We start from the raw sequence: 21,030 nt of genomic DNA, 5'->3' as shown, positions 1-21,030 counted from the left end.
AACTCTTACAGAAGCTGGCGCAAAACGAAGGGCAGTATACCGCCATCCCTGTAGTAAGCGACCTCGATAGGCGTGTCAATACGCAACACCAGTTCCGCCTCGGTAACGCTTCCATCGGCACGCTGGATCACCAGCTTGGCCTTGCTGCGCGGTGCCAGCGACGGATGCGGCACGATGTCGATCAACTCATCGCCGCGCAGCTTCAATGTCTCCCAGCTTTCGCCCTGCTTGAACTGCAGCGGCAGCACCCCCATGCCCACCAGGTTGGCGCGGTGGATACGCTCAAAACTGCGGGCCACGACGGCCTTGATGCCCAGCAACTGGGTGCCTTTAGCCGCCCAATCGCGGCTGGAGCCGGTGCCATATTCTTCGCCGGCGAACACCACGGTCGGTGTACCCGCTGCCATGTAACGCATGGCGGCATCGTAAATCGACAGCTGGGTGCCCTGCTCCTCGCCCGGGTTCTGGTACAGCGTCAGGCCGCCCTCTTCCCGGGAGCCATCCGGCTTTGCGGCCAGCATCAGGTTCTTGATGCGGACGTTCGCAAACGTGCCCCGCATCATCACCTCATGGTTGCCACGGCGCGAGCCATAGCTGTTGAAGTCGCTCTTCTTGACGCCATGGGCCAGCAGCCACTGGCCCGCTGGCGAGGTTTCCTTGATCGACCCGGCCGGCGAGATATGGTCCGTGGTGATCGAATCGCCAAATAAAGCCATCACTCTCGCCTTGCGGACCGCGTTGTCCCGCAGCTCCGCATCCGGCTCAGGGGCGGCGAGGGAGAAATCCTTGAAGAACGGTGGCTCGGCGATATACGTACTTTCCGGCCAGGTATAGGTCGCACCGGTTACCCCCTGGATCTTCTCCCAGAGCTTGCCCGGCTCGCTGCTGACCTTCTCGTAGTTGGCTCGGAACGCCTTGCCGTTCATCGCGAACTTCATCAGGGCCTGCACCTCGTCTGTCGACGGCCAGATATCGCCCAGATAGACATCGCGGCCGTTCTTGCCCTGGCCGACGGGCTCGGTCATCAGATCCTTGCGTACATTGCCGGCAATGGCATAGGCAACGACCAGCGGCGGGCTGGCCAGGAAGTTGGCGCGGATATTGGGATGGATGCGCGCCTCGAAATTGCGGTTACCGGACAGCACGGCCGCGCAGACCAGGTCCTCGCGCTGGATGGCGCTGTTGAATTCCGGCAGCAGGTCTCCGGCATTGCCGATGCAGGTGGTGCAGCCATAACCGGCAATGCTGAAGCCCAATTTCTCCAGGTACGGCAGCAGGCCAGATTCCGTCAGATACAGCGTGACCAGGCGCGATCCCGGGGCCAGCGAGGTCTTGATATGCGACTGCACGCGCAGGCCTGCCTTGACCGCTTTCTTGGCCAGCAGGCCTGCGGCCAGCATCACGCTGGGGTTGGACGTATTGGTACAGCTGGTGATGGCGGCGATCAGCACATCCCCATTGTGCAGATCGACATCGCGGCCCTCGATGCGCTCGGCATGGGCATCGGCGGTCTGCACGCGCGCCTCTTCGTCGACGACTGCCGGCTTGTTCTCCACCATCTCCAGTGCATGCCGTGGCGAGCCTGCGGGCAAGGGCTGTGTCGCGGGCGCGGCGGTCTCGCCGGTGCCGTTGATATGCACCTTCACCGGTCTGTCGAGCTGCTGGGCCGGCAGGTTGAAACCGTTCTGGGTGACCGGCGCGCTGAACAGCGCATCGAAGGTGCTGGCCACATGGCCAATCTCGATACGGTCCTGGGGGCGCTTGGGCCCTGCCAGGCTGGGCGCGACGCTGCCCAGGTCCAGCCGCACGACCTGGGAATAGTCGATGTCGCCGGCCCGGGGGACGCCAAACAGGCCCTGGGCCTTGAAGTAAGCCTCGAACGCGGCAATCTCTGCCTTGCTGCGGCCCGTTCCCTGGAAGTAGTCGATGGTCTTGTCGTCGACGGGGAAAAAACCCATCGTCGCGCCATACTCCGGGGCCATATTGCCGATCGTTGCGCGGTCCGGAACCGAGAGGCTGCGGGTGCCTTCGCCAAAGAACTCGACAAACTTGCCCACCACCTTCTCGCGGCGCAGCATCTCGGTGACCGTGAGGACCAGGTCGGTCGCGGTCACGCCTTCACGCAGCGTCCCCGAAAGCTCGAAACCGACGACATCGGGCGTCAGGAAGTACACCGGCTGGCCCAGCATCGCCGCTTCGGCCTCGATACCGCCAACACCCCAGGCGACCACGCCGACGCCATTGATCATCGTCGTGTGGCTGTCGGTGCCGACCAGTGAATCGGGGTAGTAAACATCGCGCTGGTCCTTGTGGACGCCCCGCGCCAGGTATTCCAGGTTGACCTGGTGGACGATGCCAAAGCCGGGTGGCACCACGCCAAAGGTGTCAAAAGCCTGCATGCCCCATTTCATGAACTGGTAGCGCTCGTTGTTGCGCTCGAACTCCAGCTTCATGTTCAGGTCCAGCGCATTCTTGCTGCCGTAATAGTCGACCATGATCGAGTGGTCCACCACCAGGTCGACGGGCACCAGCGGCTCGATGGCGCTGGCATTCTTGCCCATGCGCTCGGCCGTGCTGCGCATCGCTGCCAGGTCGGCCAGCAGCGGCACACCCGTGAAATCCTGCAGCACCACGCGCGCGACGACAAAGGGAATCTCTTCGGTGCGCTCAGACTGGGGTTTCCAGTTGGCCAGTTGCTCGACATGCTCGGGCAGGACGCGCTGGCCATCGCAATTGCGCAGAACCGACTCCAGCACGATGCGCAGGGACATCGGCAGGCGCTGGACATTGGGGAACTGTTTGCTCAGCTCCGGCAGCGAATAGAACTTGGCCTTGCTGGGCTTGCCGGACTTCTTGGACGAGGCGATCGAGAAGGATTTGAAGGTCGAGGCGAACGCATGCTGCGCTGGCTCATGAACACCTGATTTCATCGTGGCTCCTGATTGGCGGGGTATTAGACTGAACGCTGCGAACAGTCTACTCCTGGGTCAGGTCCTACATATGTCATCCAATCGCTAAGCCCTGCGATCGTGTGTGCGATCCGGGTTGCACGGCCGTTTCCCATTAATCTCCGCGCCGCATGCGGACCGATGCATGGGAACCTGCAGCTGCCAATTCGCTGCCAAGGCTGCACACGGAATCTACAAAATCGTTCGGAAAATTTATAAGCCTATAGATTAACAATTACAATTATAGCAAGGCACTATTGGCAACTGATTACATTTAGCAGCGCACTAGACTTACCGGCAGCTTAACAGATAGTCCGTCACAATCCTTCTCCACAAAAATAGGAGAAATTAAGAAGATATGTAGGAATTTCTATAAACCTGCCTGACTAGTCGACCCCGCAACGAAAAAAACCTGCCGAAGCAGGTTTTCTTTGAAGGACGCCCGGCTCAAATCGCGAACTTATCACGGTCTTGGCCTTCAATCCACTTGGGCGCCTTGCCGCGGCCCGTCCAAGTTGCACCGGTCGCAGGATCGCGGTACTTGGGAGCGACTTTGGAGCCAGCAGAAGCCGAACGGCCACGGGCAGGAGGGAATACATCCTGTTCGGTCAGGCCATAATCAGACACCAGCTTGCGCACCTGGTCGACGGCGGTCTTCAGTTCGTTGCGACGAACTTCTTCACGCTGTTGTTGCAGGGCTGCCAGTTGGGCATCGATTTCCTTCAAAGTAGGCATGTTTAATATCCATTCAATTCAGTTAACGTTTGCAGTATACCTAAAAACGCAATAACCGAGTGCGCCTCGCCATTTTTCTATTTAAAGGAATGGTAAACCTCGTGCCAAAAACTTGTAACGACTAGTAATCAATGCTCGTGAGATCCGGCCGGGCGATTACCTTGTCGACCCGCTTGCCCTCCAGAGCCAGCACTTCAAATACCCAGCCCGCGCAATAAATCTTTTCGCCCAGTGGCGGCAGATGGCCCGATTCCGCCATCAGCATCCCGGCCAGGGTGTTATAGCGGCCCTTGTCCTCATCGGGCAGCTCCTTGATTTCCAGACGCGCCTTCAATTCCGACACCGGCATCAGCCCATCCAGGTACCAGGAACCATCGTCGTTCTGCACCGCCCAGGCCTCGCTGGCAGCGCCCGGCTTGAGCTCGCCGGTAATCGCTTCGAGCAGGTCGCGCGGCGTGATGATGCCCTGCACGACACCGTATTCGTCGACCACGAAAATCATGCGGCCGGCGCGCGCGCGGAATTGCTCCAGCAGCTCAAAGCCGCTCAGAGTTTCCGGCACATAGCTGGCTGCAACTGCCACCTTGGCGATCGAGGTGTTCTGGGGGTCGGCGACGTCCAGCAGATGTGCCACGCTGACCAGACCGACCACGTTGTCCAGCGACTCACGGCACACCGGATACCACGAGTGCGCGCCCTTGCCACTGGAGGCGCGCACCTCGTGCAAGGCCTGGGTCACGGTCAGATTGGCATCGAGCCATTCCACATCGCCCCTGGGCACCATCATCGAAATGAGCGGACGGTCATCGAGGTGGAACACGTTCTGCACCATCTGGTGCTCATGGCGTTCGATCACGCCGGCGTCCCGTCCCTCGTCGAGACTGGCGACGATTTCTTCTTCGGTCACGGCACGGTCCGACTCATCCTTGATGCGCAGCAGCTTGAGCACGCCTTGCGCAGAGATGGCCAGCAGCCACACAAAGGGTTTGGCAATTTTCGACACCCAGGTGAGCGGCAGCGCGATGATGCGCGACGATGCCTCAGGGTACATCTGGCCAATGCGCTTGGGCACCAGTTCGCCAAAAACAATGGTCATGAAGGTGATGACAATGATCACCGTGGTCGTGGCCACCACCGATGCCACCGAGGCCGGCATGCCCCAGGTGATCAACGACTGTGCCAGCCCGTCGCTGAAGGCCGCCTCACCAAAAATACCGTTGAGCATGCCGATCGACGTGATGCCGACCTGAATCGAGGACAGAAATTGGGTAGGATTGCTGAGCAGATCCAGCGCCGCCTTGGCGCCCTTGTCGCCACTTTCGGCCATGGCCAGCAAACGGGACTTGCGGCTGCTGGCGAGCGCCAGCTCGGACATGGCGAAGACCCCATTCAACAAGGTCAAAAGCGCGATCAAGAGTACGTCTAACAAAATAGTTCACAGGTAGTTCAACAAGCATGTCACTTTACTGTATCGGCGATATCCAAGGCTGCGATAGCGCTTTGGGCCGTCTGCTGACCACAATCGATTTCTCTCCCAGCCGCGATACCGTGTATCTGCTGGGCGACCTGGTCAACCGGGGCCCGGAATCGGCCCAGACGCTGCGGCGCTGCATCGCGGCGGACGGCAGCATCCAGGCCATTCTCGGCAACCATGACCTGCACCTGCTGGCGGCTGCCGACGGCCGGCGCAAGTTCTCCCGGCGCGATACCTTGCTGGACGTGCTGCAGGCGCCGGATGCTGCGCAGTTGTTGGAATGGGTGCGCCAGCAGCCGTTGGCCCGCACGCATACGCTGGGCGGCGAACGGCTGCTGATGGTGCATGCCGGCGTTCACCAGCATTGGGACCTGGACGCCACCCTGCGCCATGCCGCCGAGGTCGAAGCGGTGCTGCGCAGCGACGGCTTGAGCCTTTTTTTGCAAGCCATGTACGGCAACACCCCGGCGCAATGGGATCCGCAACTGAGCGGCATGGAGCGCCTGCGGATGATTACCAATGTGCTCACCCGCATGCGCTTTTGCCACGCCGACGGCAGCCTGGACTTCGACAGCACCGAAAGCCTCGCAGAAGCACCCGAGGGCCTGACCGCCTGGTTTGACCTGCCCAGCCGCGCCACCGCCGGCACCACCATCGCCTTTGGCCACTGGTCCACCTTGGGTGATCTGCAGCGTCCCCACCTGCTGGCGCTCGATACCGGCTGCGTCTGGGGGGGCTGCCTGAGCGCAGTGCGCTTTGGCAACACCCTGGCTGAGCGCGAGCTGATCCACGTGGATTGCGAGCAGGCCCAGCAACCAGGCTGAGCGCAATAAAAAAGGCCTCAGCGGTCCGCTGAGGCCTTGGTCCATCGACGTTATCGCGATTATTCAGATGCAGGCGAGGGCTTGAACAGCGCAGCCACCTTGCGGCGCGGTTTGATGCCGGGGCCGCGTGCCGGCGCTGGCTTGGCATTCGCATCCCAGGCCGCAGGTTCGGCCGCCTTGGGCTCGTAAGGCTTGTCAAAGAAGGGGTCGCGCGAGACCGGTGCCGGGCGGTAGCGCTCGCGGCGGTCCTGGCCTTCGTCCTCACGGGGCGCACGGCGGTCGCGGCTGCGGGAGCTGTCGCGCTCCCGGCCTGCTTCGCGCTCACGGCGCTCGCGGTTGCCGTCGTTGAAACGCTCGCGCTGAGGCTGCTCGCCCAGCGCGAAGTTCTCCACGTCGATCTTCTTCTTGATCAGCTTTTCGATGTCCGACACATGCCGGGCATCCGCGTGGGAGACCAAGGTGACGGCCAGACCCGATGCGCCTGCACGGCCGGTACGGCCAATCCGGTGCACATAGTCTTCCGCATTGAAGGGCACATCAAAGTTGAAGACGGCAGGCACATCCTTGATGTCCAGACCCCGCGCGGCCACATCGGTACAGACCAGCAGATCCACTTCACCCTGCTTGAAGGCCTCCAGGGCCTTGAGGCGCTCGTCCTGGCTCTTGTCGCCGTGCAGCGCAGCCGCCCGCAGGCCTTCACGCTCCAAGGTGCGGGCCAGGCGCGAGCAGCCCAGCTTGCTGTTGACGAACACAAAGGCCTGGCGGATCTGGCGATCGCGCAGCACCTTGGTCAGCACGCGGCGCTTGTCGTCATCGGAGGCGGCGTAGAAACGCTGCTCGACGGTAGAGGCGGTTTCGTTGGGGCGCGCCACCTCGATCGTGATCGGGTCTTGCAGGTAGCTGCCGGCCAGGCGCTTGATCTCGGGCGAGAACGTGGCCGAGAACAGCAAGGTGGTGCGTTTCTTGGGCAGGTAGGACAGGATGCGCTGCAGATCGGGCAGAAAACCGATATCGAGCATGCGGTCGGCTTCGTCCAGCACCACATATTCGACCTGGTTGAGCACCGCGTTCTTGGCCTCGATATGGTCCAGAAGACGCCCGGGCGTTGCCACCAGGATTTCGACGCCCTTTTTCAGCTCCAGCGTCTGGGGCTTCATGTCCATGCCACCAAACACCACGGTGCTGCGCAGCTTGGTGTGCTTGGCGAACTGGGCAATCTGCTGGGCGACCTGGTCGGCCAGCTCACGCGTGGGCAGCAGCACCAGCGCACGCACCGGGTGGCGCGCGGGCGATGCCGAGCTGTTTTCGTGCACCATCATCCGCTGCAGCAGCGGCAGGGAGAAAGCAGCTGTCTTGCCCGTGCCAGTTTGCGCGGCACCCATGACGTCTTTGCCGGTCAGGACCACAGGGATGGCCTGTGCCTGAATGGGCGTCATGGATGCGTAGCCCATCTCGGAGATGGCTTTGGCCAGGGGCTCGGCCAGATGAAGGTTGGAGAAAGAATTTGTCATGTAAGCCCCCTATTGTCGCACTGCAGACAAATCGGCGCTTGGTTTAACCCTGTCATGGCTTACGGATTCGCTCAGCCGCAGTGCAAAGCCTGGCAGACCAGCGTAAGTGCGGGCGCCAGGCAAGGCATTTCCGGGTATCGCGGCGCAAGGGCCGAGCCCGGTTTTTGCGGGCTGGGCCCGGCGCATCAGAGGCTACCGGCCTGGAAGGTATCGCAGGACTGGACGCTGCCGGTCTTGTAGCCCTGGGTGAACCAGCGCACACGCTGGGCGCTGGAGCCGTGGGTGAAGCTGTCAGGGCGCACGGTGCCGGTGGCCTCGCGCTGCAGCTTGTCGTCACCGATTTGCTGGGCAGCATTCACCGCCGACTCGATATCGCCCTGCTCCAGCCAGCTCTTGGCCTGCTGCGAATGGTTGGCCCAGATGCCGGCATAGCAGTCGGCCTGCAGCTCCAGGCGCACCGACAGCGCGTTCTGCTCACGCTCGCTGACGCGCCCGCGCATCGCATCGACCTTGCCCGAGATGCCGAGCAGGTTCTGCACATGGTGGCCGACCTCATGAGCCACCACATAGGCGCGCGCAAACTCACCGGGCGCGCCCAGCTGGCGGCTCATGGTGTTGAAGAAATCCATGTCCAGGTAGACCTTCTGGTCGCCGGGGCAGTAGAACGGCCCCATCGCCGATTGGCCGGTGCCGCAGGCGGTGCGCGTGACACCCGTAAACAACACCAAACGGGGCGCACGGTACTGGGCACCCCCCTTGGTGAAGATGTCGCTCCAGACATCTTCGGTCGAGGCGAGCACTGTGGAGACGAACTTGGCACCCTGGTCATTGGCAGGTGGTGCCTTGGCCGGGCCTTGCTGCGTCGGCGCGGGCGAGCCGCCCCCGGAGAGCACGCCAATGGTGGTGAGCGGGTTGATGCCGAACACGCCCCAGCCGATCAGCGCCAGCACGACGGTGCCGATACCAATGCTGCGCCCGCCCAGGCCAAACCCTCCGCCCCCACCGCCACTGCCGCGCTGGTCTTCCACATTGCTCGATTCGCGGTTGCCTTCCCATTTCATGGTCGCTCTCCTCGCAGTGCCCTGGCACTGACTCTGTTATTGATCCGCCTACAGTAGCGCATTTGGCGGGGTGCCGTCCGTAAGACCGGCCCCCAATCTGGCAGAAAATCCCGGACCGGCACTGCCATTGAAGAAAATTTGCAAAGCCCTGGCCCGCACTGCAGCGCCCGCGTAAAAAAGCCACTCCGGATGGGGAGTGGCTTCTGGGCATGGGCACGCGTCATCAGGCCCTGGGAAGGGTGACGCCGTGCTGGCCCTGGTACTTGCCATTGCGGTCCTTGTAGCTCACCTCGCAAGGCTCGTCCCCTCGCAGGAACAACACCTGCGCGCAGCCCTCTCCCGCGTAGATCTTGGCCGGCAGCGGCGTGGTGTTGGAGAACTCCAAGGTCACATAACCTTCCCACTCGGGCTCGAAGGGCGTCACATTGACGATGATGCCGCAGCGCGCATAGGTGCTCTTGCCCAGGCAGACGGTCAGCACATCGCGTGGAATGCGGAAGTACTCGACGGTCCGGGCCAGCGCAAAGCTGTTGGGCGGGATGATGCAGTGGTCGCCTTCAAAATCGACAAAGCTCTTTTCATCGAAGTTCTTCGGGTCGACCACGGTGCTGTGGATGTTCGTGAAGACCTTGAACTCTCGGGCGCAGCGGATGTCGTAGCCGTAGCTGGAGGTGCCATAGCTGATGATCTTCTTGCCATCGACCTGGCGCACCTGGCCGGGCTCGAACGGCTCGATCATGCCGTGCTGTTCCGCCATGCGGCGAATCCACTTGTCGCTTTGAATGCTCATGTCTGAATAACTCCTAGGCGGCATTGTAGCGAAAGGCATGGCCCCAGCGGGCGGCATGTGCAGCCGTCCTGGGGCCTGTCTCTCCACCAATGCGGCACCAGGATCAGCCGGCTTTCTGCGCAATATGGCTGCGCTCGATCAGGCGGTCGTCGCCCAGCACGATCAGGCTGAACAGCAGCTCCTCCAGGTTGCCGGCTTGCGCCGTCTTGCGGGCAATCAACGGCGTGGCCTGCGGGTTGAGCACGACAAAGTCTGCCTCGCAGCCGGGCTGCAGGTTGCCGACCACGCCCGGCAGGCCCAGCGCCTTGGCAGCACCGGCCGTGTGCTGCCACCACAGATGGCTGGGCGCCAGCGAGAGGCCCTGCTTGTCGCGCCCCTCGCGGCCGACAAAATAGGCAGCCAGCATCGTGCGGAAGGGGCTGAAGCTCGTGCCGCCGCCGACATCGCTGGCCAGCCCGTACAGCATCTGCGCCGCGTCGGCCTTGGCATAGTCAAAAAAGCCGCTGGCCAGAAACAGGTTGCTGGTCGGGCTGACCGCAGCGGCTGTACGGGTCTCGTGCATCAGCGCGCGGTCGCGGTCATCGAGGTGGATGCAATGCGCATAAACGGCGCGCTCGCGCATCAGGCCCCGGTCCGCATAGACCTGCAGGTAGCTGCGGCTGTCGGGGAAGAGCTCGCGCACCCAGGCCATCTCGTCCAGGTTCTCCGCCACATGGGACTGGATCCAGACATCGCCATAGCGCGCCGCCAGCTCGCCGGCACCGCGCAGCTGGGCATCGGTGCTCGTGGGTGCAAAGCGCGGCGTGATCGCATAACCCAGGCGGTCCACGCCATGCCAGCGGCGGATCAGCGCCTCGGTGTCGATCAGGCTTTGCGCGGTCTCATCGCGCACGCCGTCGGGCGAATGGCGGTCCTGCAGCACCTTGCCGGTGATCAGACGCATCTGGCGCTTTTGCGCTTCGGCAAACAGCGCATCGGCCGATGCCGGGTGCGAGGTGGCAAAAGTCAGCGCGGTGGTCACGCCGTTGCGCAGCAGCTCATCGACAAAGAAATGCGCGACTTCGCCCGCATAACCGGCATCGACAAAGCGCGACTCATGCGGAAAGGTGTAGTCGTTCAGCCAAGGCAGCAGGCCGCTGGCGGGCGAGCCGATCACATCGGTCTGCGGGTAGTGGATGTGCATGTCCACAAAACCTGGCGCGATGATGCGGCCCGGCAGGTGCTCCACCACGGCCTCGGCACCGGCCTGGGCCAGCAGCGGGGCAGACAGCGCCTGCCAGCTGCCTGCGGCCAGCACCCGCTCGCGGCCATCGGCGCCCGGCGCCACGGCCAGCAGGCCATCTTCTTCATACAGCGCCTGGCCATCATCGGCAAAGCGCAACAGGGCGGATCGGTAAATATGCATGGCGCCAAGCTTAGCGGCTGCCAAGGCTTGCCGTTATATAAGCTCAGCAATAGTTTCTATGCGCGGATACAGGGCTGTTGGCCGCGCCAGCTTCGGGCGGCGTGCAACACGGGCATTGCGCTGACAGCAGGCATATCGTTAACCAGGGAAAACCCCAGTCTCAGACGCATGCGCAGGTCATCCCTGCGGTCTATAGTGTTTGTTTTACCTTTTGGTTAAAACAGTCTGCGGCGCTGCCAAGACAGCGCCCGCTGCACCATTGCAAGGAGGAAGCCCGTCCCATGCCGCATTTTGTTGATCCGTCCCCTGCCGGTGTCTGCATTTTCTGCCGAATCGTGCAAGGAGAAATTCCCTCGGCCAAGGTGTATGAAGACGCCTTGACGATTGCCTTCATGGACCTGGGCCAGGTCAACCCCGGCCATGTGCTGGTGGCCACCAAGCGCCATGCGGCCAATATCTTCGAGATCACCGACGAGGAATCAGCCGCTGTGATGCAGACCGCGCGCAAGGTGGCGCTGGCTGCCAAGATCGCTTTCGAGCCCGCAGGCCTCACGTTGCTGCAGGCCAACGGTGTGGAAGGCGGCCAGACCGTTGCCCACTTCCACCTGCATGTGGTGCCCCGCCATGCCGACGATGGCGTGAGCTTCAGCTGGCCGCGCAAGGAGCCCGGTGGCGCGGTGCTGGAAGGCTATGCGCTGCAGCTGCGCAATGCGATGCTGTCGGAATCGGTGCCCGTGGCAGCTTAAAGCCACCACCCACCCAAGAACAAGGGCGCCTCATGGCGCCCTTGCTGCATTTAGCGCTGGCGGGCGGCCTCGGCAAAGGCCATCTGCAGCTGGCCCAGCCAGGCCTGCTTGCGGGTGGCTGGCACAAAGCTGGCCTCAAAGCTGTTGGCGGCCAGCTGGTAGGCCTCGTCCGAACCCATGCCGGTAGCGGCAAACAGCTGCACGAAGTTCTCGTTGATATAGCCGCCAAAATAGGCGGGGTCGTCTGAATTGACCGTAGCCACCAGGCCGGCAGCCAGCAGCTGCGGCATGTTGTGGTCGGCCAGGTCGGGGAAGACCTGCAGCTTCTGGTTGGACAGCGGGCAGACGGTCAGCGGAATGCGTGCGTCGCGCAGGCGCTGCATCAGTGCGGCATCGTGCACCGCTTGCACGCCATGGTCCACCCGCTCGGCATGCAGCAGGTCCAGCGCACCCCAGATGTAGGCGGGTGGCCCCTCCTCACCGGCATGGGCCACGCGGCGCAGGCCCAGGTCCTTGCAGCGGGTGAACACGCGGGCAAACTTCTCGGGCGGGTTGCCGACCTCGCTGCTGTCCAGACCCACGCCGCTGAAGTGGGCGCGGTAAGACAGCGCTTCTTCCAGCGTTTGCAGCGCTTCTTCTTCGCTCAGGTGGCGCAGAAAGTTCAGGATCAGCTGCGAGCTGATGCCCCAGCGTTTTTCCGCATCCACACAGGCCCTGTGCAGGCCCTGGATCACATCGGCCATCGCCACGCCACGGGCGGTGTGCGTCTGCGGGTCAAAGAAGATCTCGGTGTGTACGACGTTGTCGGCTACCGCGCGCTCCAGATAGGCCATGGCCATGTCGTAGAAGTCCTGCTCGGTCAGCAAGACACTGGCGCCCGCGTAGTAGATGTCGAGAAAGCTCTGCAGGTTGGTGAAGGCGTACGCTGCGCGCAGGCTTTCGACATCGGCATACGGCAAGGCCACGCCGTTGCGCTGGGCCAGCGCAAAAATCAGCTCAGGCTCGAGCGAGCCTTCGATGTGCATGTGCAGTTCTGCCTTGGGCATGGCGCGCAGCAGGCCAGGCAGGCGCGCGGCCTCGATTTGTGGGACGGTGTACATCTCAACACACTCCAAAAGTGACGCCACTGGCCTTGAGGTAGCGGCGGTAGGCCACCGACATGCGGTCGGCCGGTGAGTTCAGCTCGGCCTTGGCATCGAGTGGCAGCGGCTTGGGCATCTGGGACTCCAGCACAGGCTGGTCCTGGGTAAAGATCGTATGCTGAAACTGCTGCAGCTGTGCATCGGTGCTGTCGAAATCAGCCACCGCCAGGCGGAACCAGACGCGGCTGCGCTCCGGCGTGACCGGGCAGACAAACAGGCCAATCGCCTCGCGCCAGCCCTGCTTGCTCGATCCGCTCTCGGGCACCTTGGTCAGCAACGCCGTATAGGGTGCGGTCACCTCGTAGGTGTAGTCCACTTCGGCGGGCTTGGTCGAATGCAGGTTCGACTGGGGCTGGATCGCCTTGCAGCCGGTGGCCTTGACGCCCCGCTCCGTGGCTTCCACCTCGTAGTGCGACATCTCGGTCGCATCGCGGCTGCCCAGCCAGCCCTCATGCACAAAGCCGAAGTGCGACATGTCCAGAAAGTTCTCGATGATGCGGGGCGCGCTGGCCTCCACATCGTAGGGCCCGCAGTTGAGCTTGCGCAGGCGGTCATCGGCCTCGGCCTCGAACACCGGCAACGGCGTCGCGGGCTGGCCGTCCGCATCGGGCGCCAGCTGCACCCACACCAGGCCATGGGCCTCTTGCACGCCATAGGAGGCGACGCAGTGCTTGGCGGGCGGCACAAAGGCGGGCACTGCCGGCACCTTCACGCACTGGCCGCCGCTCGTAAATTGCCAGCCATGGTAGGGGCACTCCAGCTGGCCATCCTGCACGCGGCCCAGCGACAGGCGGGCGCCACGGTGCGGGCAGCGGTCAACAAAGGCCTGCACCTGGCCTTGCGCATCGCGCCACAGCACCAGCTCCTGGTCCAGCAGGCGCACAGGCAGCGGTGCGCTCACCACCGCATCAGACAGGGCAACGGGGTGCCATTGTTGGGCTTCGATCATCGGGGAATCTCTTTGTATAAATGACAAGGCTGCCCTGGGGCAGCCTTGGGTCACGATGTTAGCACTGGCATAAAAAACACCTGTGCCACTCGCGTTTAGATCGTGCGTCGAACGTCGGGCGCAGTGCCCGCGCATCACTTGCCAGGAACCTGGCCTTCCACACCCTTGATGTAGAAGCTGATGCCCTTGAGGAATTCGTCATCGGCGACCTTGTCGGCAGCCAGGATTTCCTTGCCATCCTGGCCCAGGATGGGGCCCTTCCAGATGCTGAACGTACCGTCCTTCAGACCCTTCTTGACCTCTTCGACCTTGGCCTTGGCTTCGGCGGGCACGTCTTCGGCGATGGACACCAGGTCGATCGTGCCTTCCTTCACACCCCACCAGGTCTGGCGGCTGGTCCACTTGCCTTCAAGGGCGCTGCGGGTGGTGTCGATGTAGTAAGGCGTCCAGTTGATGATGGACGAGCCCAGGTGGGCCTTGGGGCCGTAGGCCGTCATGTCCGAATCCCAGCCGAAGGCGCGCTTGCCCTTTTCTTCGGCAGTCTTGAGCACGGCCGGCGAGTCGGTGTTCTGGAACAGAATGTCCGCACCGCCATTGATCAGGCTGGTGGCCGCTTCGGTTTCCTTCGGAGGGCTGAACCATTCATTGACCCAGACCACCTTGGTGCTGATCTTGGGGTTGACGCTTTGCGCACCCAAGGTGAAGCTGTTGATGTTGCGGATCACCTCGGGGATCGGCACCGAGCCCACCACGCCCAGGGTGTTGCTCTTGGTCATCGAGCCGGCGATGATGCCCGCCAGATAGGCACCTTCGTAGGTGCGGCTGTCATAGGTACTGACATTGCCGGCCACCTTGTAGCCAGTGGCATGCTCCCATTTCACATCGGCAAACTCGGGGGCCAGCTTCTGGATCACATCCATGTAGCCAAAGGTGGTGCCGAACACCAGCTTGTTGCCCTGGCTGGCCATGTCGCGCAACACGCGCTCGGCGTCCGCACCTTCGGGCACACTTTCGACAAAGCTGGTCTGGATCTTGTCGCCAAACTCCTTCTCCAGCGCCTTGCGCGCCTGGTCATGCGCATAGGTCCAGCCGCCGTCGCCCACCGGGCCGACGTAGGCAAAGGAAATCTTCAAGGGCTCGGCAGCTGGCGCAGCGGCCGCTGGGGCAGCAGCAGGCGCCGGCGCGGGCGCCTCCTCCTTCTTGCTGCAACCCACCACGGCGGCAGCGGCCAGCGCGGAGAGCGCGGCGACCTTGATCAGCGAACGCTTACGGAAATCAGTCATCTGTGTGTCCTCGAATGTTGTTGGAATGTCGAGCTGTACAGGCCACCGGGCCGGCCTGCAGCGGGTAGAACATCGCCCGGCCAATATATGCATAAATCGGGCCAGGTTCCAGCAGCAGCCACCCGCCGCGCTGCACTGTTGTGGGTTGGCCAGCAGGCCCGGCGCAGCACGCCAGCCCATGCTGGCGTGACCGGGCACCGCAGCCCCGCTTACTTGGCGCCAGGCACGGCCCCTTCGATGCCCTTGACATAGAAGTTGATGCCGCGCAGGAACGCATCATCGCCCACCACGCCACTGGCCAGCACTTCCTGGCCCTTGTTGTCGACGATCGGGCCGGTCCAGACAGCGAAGCTGCCGTCCTTCAGGCCTTGCTTGGCCTTCTCAACCTTGTCCTTGGCTTCCTGCGGCACCTGGTCGGCGATCTTGACCAGGTCCATCGCGCCTTCCTTCACGCCCCACCAGAAGTTGCCGGACTGCCATTTGCCAGCCAGGGTGTCCTCGACCACCTTGCTGTAGTAAGGCGTCCAGTCGATCACGGCCGAGCCCAGGTGGGCCTTGGGTGCAAAGGCGCTCATGTCGCCGTCCTTGCCAAAAGCGTAGACGCCGCGCTCTTCGGCGGTCTTGAGGACGGCCGGCGAGTTGGTGTTCTGGTACATCACGTCCACGCCGCCGTTGATCAGGCTGGTGGCCGCTTCCGACTCCTTGGGCGGTGCGAACCATTCATTCACCCAGACCACCTTGGCCTGGATGCTGGGGTCCACGCTTTGCGCGCCCAGCACAAAACTGTTGATGTTGCGCACCACTTCCGGAATCGGCACCGAGGCGACCACACCGACAGTCTTGGTCTTGGTCATCGAGCCAGCCACGATACCGGCCAGATAGGCGCCTTCGAAGGTCTTGCTGTCATAGACCGCGACGTTGTCCGCCTGCTTGTAGCCGGTGGCATGCTCAAACTTCACACCGGGCAGATCGGCGGCGGCCTTTTGCACAAACTCCTGGTAGCCAAAGCTGGTCGCAAACACAAGCTTGTTGCCCTGGCCCGCCATGTCGCGCAGCACCCGCTCGGCATCGGCCGACTCGGGCACGCTCTCGACCATCGAGGTCTCGATCTTGTCGCCGAACTTCTGCGCAATCGCCTTGCGCGCCAACTCGTGCTGGAAGGTCCAGCCGCCGTCGCCAATCGGGCTCACATACATGAAGCTGACCTTGAGCTTGTCGCCGGCGGGAGCGGCGGCCGCCGGCGCGGGCGCCGCAGGGGCCGCTGGCTCTTCCTTCTTGCCACAGGCAGTCAGCGCTGCCACAGAGAGGGCCGACAGGCCGATCAGCTTGATCACGGAGCGCTTGCGCACGGTTTGCATGGATGAATCCTTGGTTTTTATGAAAAATGAACGAAAGCCGGGCCGTTGTTATCGTTATGGGCGCGTGGTGACATGCGCTTATGAACCCGGGTAGAAAGGCTTGCCCAAAGAGGCAGGCATATTGGCGCGAATCCAGGTCGGATTGCGCGAGATCAGCACCAGCACCACGATGGTGGCCAGGTAAGGCAGCATCGACAGCAGCTGGCTGGCCAGTTGCACGCCGCTGGCCTGCAGATGGAACTGCAGCATGGTCACACCACCGAACAGGTAGGCGCCCAGCAGCACCCGTGCGGGGCGCCAGGTGGCAAAGGTGGTCAGCGCCAGCGCAATCCAGCCCCGGCCCGAGACCATGCCTTCGACCCACAGGGGGGTGTAGACCGTCGAGATGTAGGCACCAGCCAGGCCGCACATCGCGCCGCCGAACACCACCGCCATCAGGCGGATGCGGCGCACCGGGTAGCCCAGCGCATGGGCGGATGTGGGCGATTCACCGACGGCACGCAGCACCAGGCCGGCGCGGGTGCGGTAGAGGAACCACATCATCACCAGCACCAGCGCCATCGCGCCATAGACCAGGGGGTGCAAGGTAAACAGCGCCGGGCCCAGCAGCGGGATATCGGCCAGGCCAGGGATGGCGTACTTGGGCAGGCTGGGCAGCTTGGCCTGCACATAGGACAGGCCGACAAAGGCCGAAAAGCCCGCGCCGAACAAGGACAGCGCCAGGCCGGTGGCGTACTGGTTGGTATTGAGCCAGATCACTAGCACGCCAAAGATGGCGGCCAGCACAGCGCCCGCCAGCATGCCCGCGCCAAAGCCCAGCCAGGTGCTGCCGGTGTGGACCACGGTGGCAAAACCGGCGATGGCCGCGCACAGCATCATGCCCTCGGCACCCAGGTTGACGATGCCGGCCTTCTCATTGATCAGCAGGCCCAGCGCGGCCAGCGCCAACACGGTGCCGGCACTCAAGGTGGCGCCCAAAAGCAGTGCATAGGATTCCATCACAGGCCTCCCTTCACTGCGGCGCGCGATGCCACCCAACGCAGGCGGTAGACGACCAGGGTGTCACAGGCCAGCAACGTGAACAGCAGCAGCCCCTGGAAAACGCCGGTCAGGGCCTTGGGCAGACCCAGGCGCGACTGCGCCAGCTCGCCGCCGATATAGAACATGCTCATAAGAATCGCGGAGAAAACCATGCCCACCGGATGCAGGCGGCCGACAAAGGCGACGATGATGGCGGCAAAGCCGTAGCCAGCGGGCACATAGGGGGTGAGCTGGCCCAACGGGCCGGCCACTTCCAGCGCGCCAGCCAGACCAGCGGTGGCGCCCGAGATCATCAGCGCCGTCCACAGGGCCTTGCGCGACGAGAAACCGGCATAGCGGGCCGCCGACGGCGCCAGCCCCCCCACCTGCTGCGCCAGCCCGGCACGAGTGCGGAACAGGTAGACCCACAGCAGCGCCGCACCGGCCAACGCGATCAGCACGCCGATGTTCATGCGCATGCCTTGCACCAGTTTGGGGATTTGGGTGATCTTCTCGAAGCTCTTGGTCTGCGGGAAGTTGTAGCCCATCGGGTCCTTCCAGGGCCCGTAGACCAGGTAGCCCAGCATCAGGGTCGCGACATAGACCAGCATCAGGCTGACCAGAATCTCGTTGGCATTGAAGCGGTCGCGCAGCCAGGCAACGATGCCGGCCCAGACCATGCCGCCGAGCATGCCGGCCAGCAGGATGACGGGCACGATCCAGGGACCGGTGTTCTTGTCGGCCAGCAAGGCCATGCCACCCGCAGCCACGGCGCCGATGACGAACTGGCCTTCGGCGCCAATGTTCCACACATTGGAGCGGAAGCAGACGGCCAGGCCCAGCGCAATCAGCAGCAGCGGCGTGGCCTTCATCGTCAATTCGCCCAGCGCATAGCCGGACTTGATCGGTTCCCAGAAAAAGGCCTGCAGGCCCTTGACGGGGTCCTTGCCCAGCAGCACGAACAGGCCCACACCGATCAGCACCGTGATCAGCAAGGCCAGCACCGGTGAGCCAAAGGTCCAGAAGCGCGAGGCCTGCGGGCGTTGCTCCAGCTTAAGCATGGTGGCGGCCCTCCTCGGCAGCAACCGCAGCAGCGGCAGCCGGGGCAGCACTGCGGCCATCCCAGAGTCCACTCATCCATTCGCCGATCAGCTGCACCGAGGCATCGGCCCGCGCCACCGATGGCGACAGGCAGCCCTTGGCGATCACATGCAGGCGGTCACTGATTTCAAACAATTCTTCCAACTCCTCACTGAGCACCAGCACGGCGCAGCCTGCATCGCGCAGCGCCAGGATTTCGCCCCGGATCTGCGCGGCCGCACCCACATCGACCCCCCAGGTAGGCTGGGAGACGATCAGCAGGCGGGGCTTGGCATCGATCTCCCGGCCCACGATGAACTTTTGCAGGTTGCCGCCCGAGAGCGACTGCGCACTTGCATGCGGCCCACCGGCCTTGACGCCAAAGCGCGCAATGATGCCGCGTGCCATCTGGTCAAGCTGGCCCATGCGCAGCCAGCCGCCGGCCCCCAGCATTTCGTTGCGCGTCAGCACCAGGTTATGCGCCAGGCTCATGCTGGGCACGGCGCCCCGCCCCAGGCGTTCTTCGGGCACAAAATGCAGGCCCAGTGCACGGCGCTGGCCCGGGCCCATGCGCCCCATTGGCGTGGTATCCATCAACACGGCCTGGGGTTCGGCGCGCATGTCTTCGCCCGAGAGCGCATACATCAGCTCCTTCTGGCCATTGCCGGAGACGCCGGCAATCCCGACCACCTCGCCGGCGCGCACCTGCAGCGAAATGCCGTCAAGATCCACGCCAAAGGGGTCCTGCCGGGCCAGGCGCAGCTGCTGCACCGCCAACACGGTTGCGCCCGCCTGGCTGGGGCGCAGCTCCAGCATCGGCGGCTCGGCGCCAATCATCAGCCGCGACAGTGAGGCATTGCTTTGCGCGCGTGGGTCACATTCGCCGGTCACCTCGCCGCCGCGCATCACCGTACAGGCGGTGCACAGCGCGCGGATTTCATGGAGCTTGTGGCTGATATAGAGAATGCTGCAGCCCTCGGCGGCCAGCTTGCGCAGCACGATAAACAGCTTCTCGACCGCCTGCGGCGTGAGCACCGAGGTCGGCTCGTCAAGGATCAGCAGCCGGGGCCGGGTCAGCAGGCCCCGGATGATCTCCACCCGCTGCATCTCGCCCACCGACAGGCTGTGCACCGGGCGCACAGGGTCGATGTCCAGGCCATATTCACTGGCCACCTCGGTGATGCGAGCAGTCACTTCCGCCAGCGACATGCGCTTGTCCTGGCCCAGCCAGACATTCTCGGCGACGGTCAAGGTATCGAACAGGCTGAAATGCTGGAACACCATGCTGATGCCCAGCTGGCGCGCCTCCTGCGGGTTGCGGACCAGTACCGGCTGGCCATCGACCAAGATCTGGCCCTCGTCGGGCTTGACCGAGCCGTAGATGATCTTCATCAACGTGGACTTGCCAGCGCCGTTCTCGCCCAGCACGGCGTGGATTTCCCCGGCCCGTACTTTCAACGATACTTTGTTATTGGCTACAACCGCTGGGTAGCGCTTGGTGATGCCGATCAGCTGTAACCGGGGTGCGGCCGCACCATCGGTTGGCGGTGTCGGGGTCTGTTCTGTCATGGGCGGCAATTGTCCCTCAAATTGTTACCCGAGCGCGGGATAAAACGCGAAGATGCACTCACTCACGGCGAATAGGCCACCGGGCTTCGCAGCGCCAGAGCGGTTTTTTTCAGGCAGCTGCGCAGCCAGATGGCCGCCTCGGAGGCATGGCTGCGCGCATGCCAGAGCAGGTAGTAGTCGAGCGGCGGCAGCGCCAGTGGGCATTCCAGGATCGCCAGCGCATGCTTGTCGGCAAAGCGCTCGCAGAACTGGCGTCCCGTGGTCAGCACAAGCAAGCTCGATGCCACCATCGCCGGGATCGCACTGAAATGGGCGCAGCGCGCCATGATGCGCCGCTCCACGCCCAGCGCATCCAACCGGGCGTCGATGATGCCGCGCGCGCCAGGGTGGGTCGCCGTCGGTGCAATGTGCTCGGCCTGCAGCCAGGCCTGCACATCCCAGCCGCGCCGCACTGCTGGATGGCGGCGGCTCACGAGGCTCACCACCTCGTCGCTCATCAGGCTGGTCATGTGCAGGTCTCCGGTAGGCTGCAACCAGTTGCCCACCACCACGTCGATGTCGCCATTGGCGAGCTGGGCGTGGTAGTGCGTCTCGGGCGACAGCGGGTAGATCTCCACCACGCACAGCGGCGCTTCTGCCTTGATGCGCGCCACCAGCGCCGGCAAAAACAGCGGATCGAAGTAATCACTCGCTGCAATGCGAAAAGTGCGGGTCGCCGTCTGCGGGTCAAAATCACGTGCATCACTGAACAGGCCTTCGGCCGCGCGCAGGATCGCAGCAGCGGGCTCGACCATGCGCTGGCCCTTGTCGGTGGGCATCATCGCCGCACCCGAGCGCACCAGCAACGGATCGCCGGCCAGATCGCGCAACCGCTTGAGCGCGGCAGACACCGCCGGCTGGTACATGCCCAGCCGCAAGGCCGCCCGCGAAACGCTGCGCTCGGTCAGCACCGTGTGCAGCACCCGGATCAGGTGCAGGTCAATCTTGTCAAACAGGGCTTGGTCGCGCATGCGGGTGTGGGGAACGTGTGCAGGATCTCTACACTGCCGTGTGGCGAGATCATCGATACATTCTCGAAATGTGGACATTCAAGCTTATCAGCCGAGGCCGGCCAGCCATCCCGGTTGTTACCCCA

17 protein-coding genes are annotated in these 21,030 nt (G+C 63.4%); 2 read left to right on the top strand and 15 right to left on the bottom strand.

Annotation, left to right across the window (positions count from 1 at the left end; genetic code table 11):
• Positions 1 to 5 precede the first annotated feature (5 nt).
• The 3 genes from AB7A72_RS20885 to AB7A72_RS20875 all read right to left on the bottom strand — a co-directional run bounded on the left by AB7A72_RS20885 (position 6) and on the right by AB7A72_RS20875 (position 5,085).
• A complete protein-coding gene (locus AB7A72_RS20885) occupies positions 6 to 2,930 on the bottom strand; it encodes an aconitate hydratase (RefSeq protein WP_369461045.1) in 2,925 nt (974 codons plus the stop codon).
• Between the two features lie 465 nt (positions 2,931 to 3,395).
• Positions 3,396 to 3,683, bottom strand: coding sequence for an H-NS histone family protein (locus tag AB7A72_RS20880; protein ID WP_239809061.1), 288 nt, complete (start codon positions 3,681 to 3,683; stop codon positions 3,396 to 3,398).
• A 121-nt stretch (positions 3,684 to 3,804) separates the two neighbouring features.
• A complete protein-coding gene (locus tag AB7A72_RS20875; protein WP_369461044.1) occupies positions 3,805 to 5,085 on the bottom strand; it encodes a hemolysin family protein in 1,281 nt (426 codons plus the stop codon).
• A 53-nt stretch (positions 5,086 to 5,138) separates the two neighbouring features.
• On the opposite strand from AB7A72_RS20875, the gene AB7A72_RS20870 reads away from it, so the two are divergent.
• Positions 5,139 to 5,981 carry a symmetrical bis(5'-nucleosyl)-tetraphosphatase gene (locus tag AB7A72_RS20870; RefSeq protein WP_369461043.1) on the top strand — a complete coding sequence of 281 codons (843 nt, stop codon included), beginning with the start codon at positions 5,139 to 5,141 and terminating at the stop codon, positions 5,979 to 5,981.
• A 59-nt stretch (positions 5,982 to 6,040) separates the two neighbouring features.
• Here the strand turns inward: AB7A72_RS20870 and AB7A72_RS20865 are convergent, their stop codons facing one another.
• From AB7A72_RS20865 to guaD, 4 genes are all read right to left on the bottom strand, one after another.
• The gene (locus AB7A72_RS20865; RefSeq protein ID WP_312413423.1) at positions 6,041 to 7,492 is read right to left on the bottom strand and encodes a DEAD/DEAH box helicase; all 1,452 of its coding nucleotides are present in this window, start codon (positions 7,490 to 7,492) and stop codon (positions 6,041 to 6,043) included.
• 185 nt (positions 7,493 to 7,677) lie between these two features.
• Complete coding sequence (gene ypfJ, locus AB7A72_RS20860; protein ID WP_239809064.1) at positions 7,678 to 8,553, bottom strand: KPN_02809 family neutral zinc metallopeptidase; 876 nt, start codon at positions 8,551 to 8,553, stop codon at positions 7,678 to 7,680.
• A gap of 223 nt (positions 8,554 to 8,776) precedes the next feature.
• Positions 8,777 to 9,343, bottom strand: coding sequence for a dCTP deaminase (dcd, locus tag AB7A72_RS20855; RefSeq protein WP_239809065.1), 567 nt, complete (start codon positions 9,341 to 9,343; stop codon positions 8,777 to 8,779).
• Between the two features lie 103 nt (positions 9,344 to 9,446).
• Positions 9,447 to 10,748, bottom strand: coding sequence for a guanine deaminase (gene guaD / locus AB7A72_RS20850; RefSeq protein ID WP_369461042.1), 1,302 nt, complete (start codon positions 10,746 to 10,748; stop codon positions 9,447 to 9,449).
• Between the two features lie 281 nt (positions 10,749 to 11,029).
• Here guaD and AB7A72_RS20845 point away from each other — a divergent pair, with 281 nt between their 5' ends.
• Entirely contained in the window at positions 11,030 to 11,494 is a 465-nt protein-coding gene (locus tag AB7A72_RS20845; RefSeq protein ID WP_133857827.1) for an HIT family protein, read from the top strand.
• Positions 11,495 to 11,544: 50 nt separating this feature from the next.
• Here AB7A72_RS20845 and AB7A72_RS20840 read toward each other — a convergent pair whose 3' ends face one another.
• The 8 genes from AB7A72_RS20840 to AB7A72_RS20805 form a co-directional block, all read right to left on the bottom strand.
• Positions 11,545 to 12,594 carry an adenosine deaminase gene (locus AB7A72_RS20840; protein WP_369461041.1) on the bottom strand — a complete coding sequence of 350 codons (1,050 nt, stop codon included), beginning with the start codon at positions 12,592 to 12,594 and terminating at the stop codon, positions 11,545 to 11,547.
• Between the two features lies 1 nt (position 12,595).
• Positions 12,596 to 13,585, bottom strand: coding sequence for an aromatic ring-hydroxylating dioxygenase subunit alpha (locus AB7A72_RS20835; protein ID WP_312461487.1), 990 nt, complete (start codon positions 13,583 to 13,585; stop codon positions 12,596 to 12,598).
• Between the two features lie 134 nt (positions 13,586 to 13,719).
• Positions 13,720 to 14,868, bottom strand: coding sequence for a BMP family ABC transporter substrate-binding protein (locus tag AB7A72_RS20830; protein WP_239809069.1), 1,149 nt, complete (start codon positions 14,866 to 14,868; stop codon positions 13,720 to 13,722).
• 209 nt (positions 14,869 to 15,077) lie between these two features.
• Entirely contained in the window at positions 15,078 to 16,226 is a 1,149-nt protein-coding gene (locus AB7A72_RS20825; RefSeq protein WP_312413409.1) for a BMP family ABC transporter substrate-binding protein, read from the bottom strand.
• A gap of 78 nt (positions 16,227 to 16,304) precedes the next feature.
• The gene (locus AB7A72_RS20820) at positions 16,305 to 17,225 is read right to left on the bottom strand and encodes an ABC transporter permease (RefSeq protein WP_021027743.1); all 921 of its coding nucleotides are present in this window, start codon (positions 17,223 to 17,225) and stop codon (positions 16,305 to 16,307) included.
• Entirely contained in the window at positions 17,225 to 18,307 is a 1,083-nt protein-coding gene (locus AB7A72_RS20815; protein WP_369461040.1) for an ABC transporter permease, read from the bottom strand. The genes AB7A72_RS20820 and AB7A72_RS20815 overlap by 1 nt, the downstream gene beginning before the upstream one ends.
• Positions 18,300 to 19,895 carry an ABC transporter ATP-binding protein gene (locus AB7A72_RS20810; protein ID WP_369461039.1) on the bottom strand — a complete coding sequence of 532 codons (1,596 nt, stop codon included), beginning with the start codon at positions 19,893 to 19,895 and terminating at the stop codon, positions 18,300 to 18,302. Before AB7A72_RS20810 ends, AB7A72_RS20815 begins: the two co-directional genes overlap by 8 nt.
• Before the next feature lie 62 nt (positions 19,896 to 19,957).
• Complete coding sequence (locus tag AB7A72_RS20805) at positions 19,958 to 20,905, bottom strand: LysR family transcriptional regulator (RefSeq protein WP_312413399.1); 948 nt, start codon at positions 20,903 to 20,905, stop codon at positions 19,958 to 19,960.
• Positions 20,906 to 21,030: the final 125 nt, after the last annotated feature.

The organism is Comamonas sediminis (genome assembly GCF_041107495.1).
In the GTDB taxonomy this organism is placed as follows: domain Bacteria; phylum Pseudomonadota; class Gammaproteobacteria; order Burkholderiales; family Burkholderiaceae_C; genus Comamonas; species Comamonas sediminis.
Note: the sequence above shows the minus strand (reverse complement) of the source record. Positions and strands in the feature narration are given on the sequence as shown.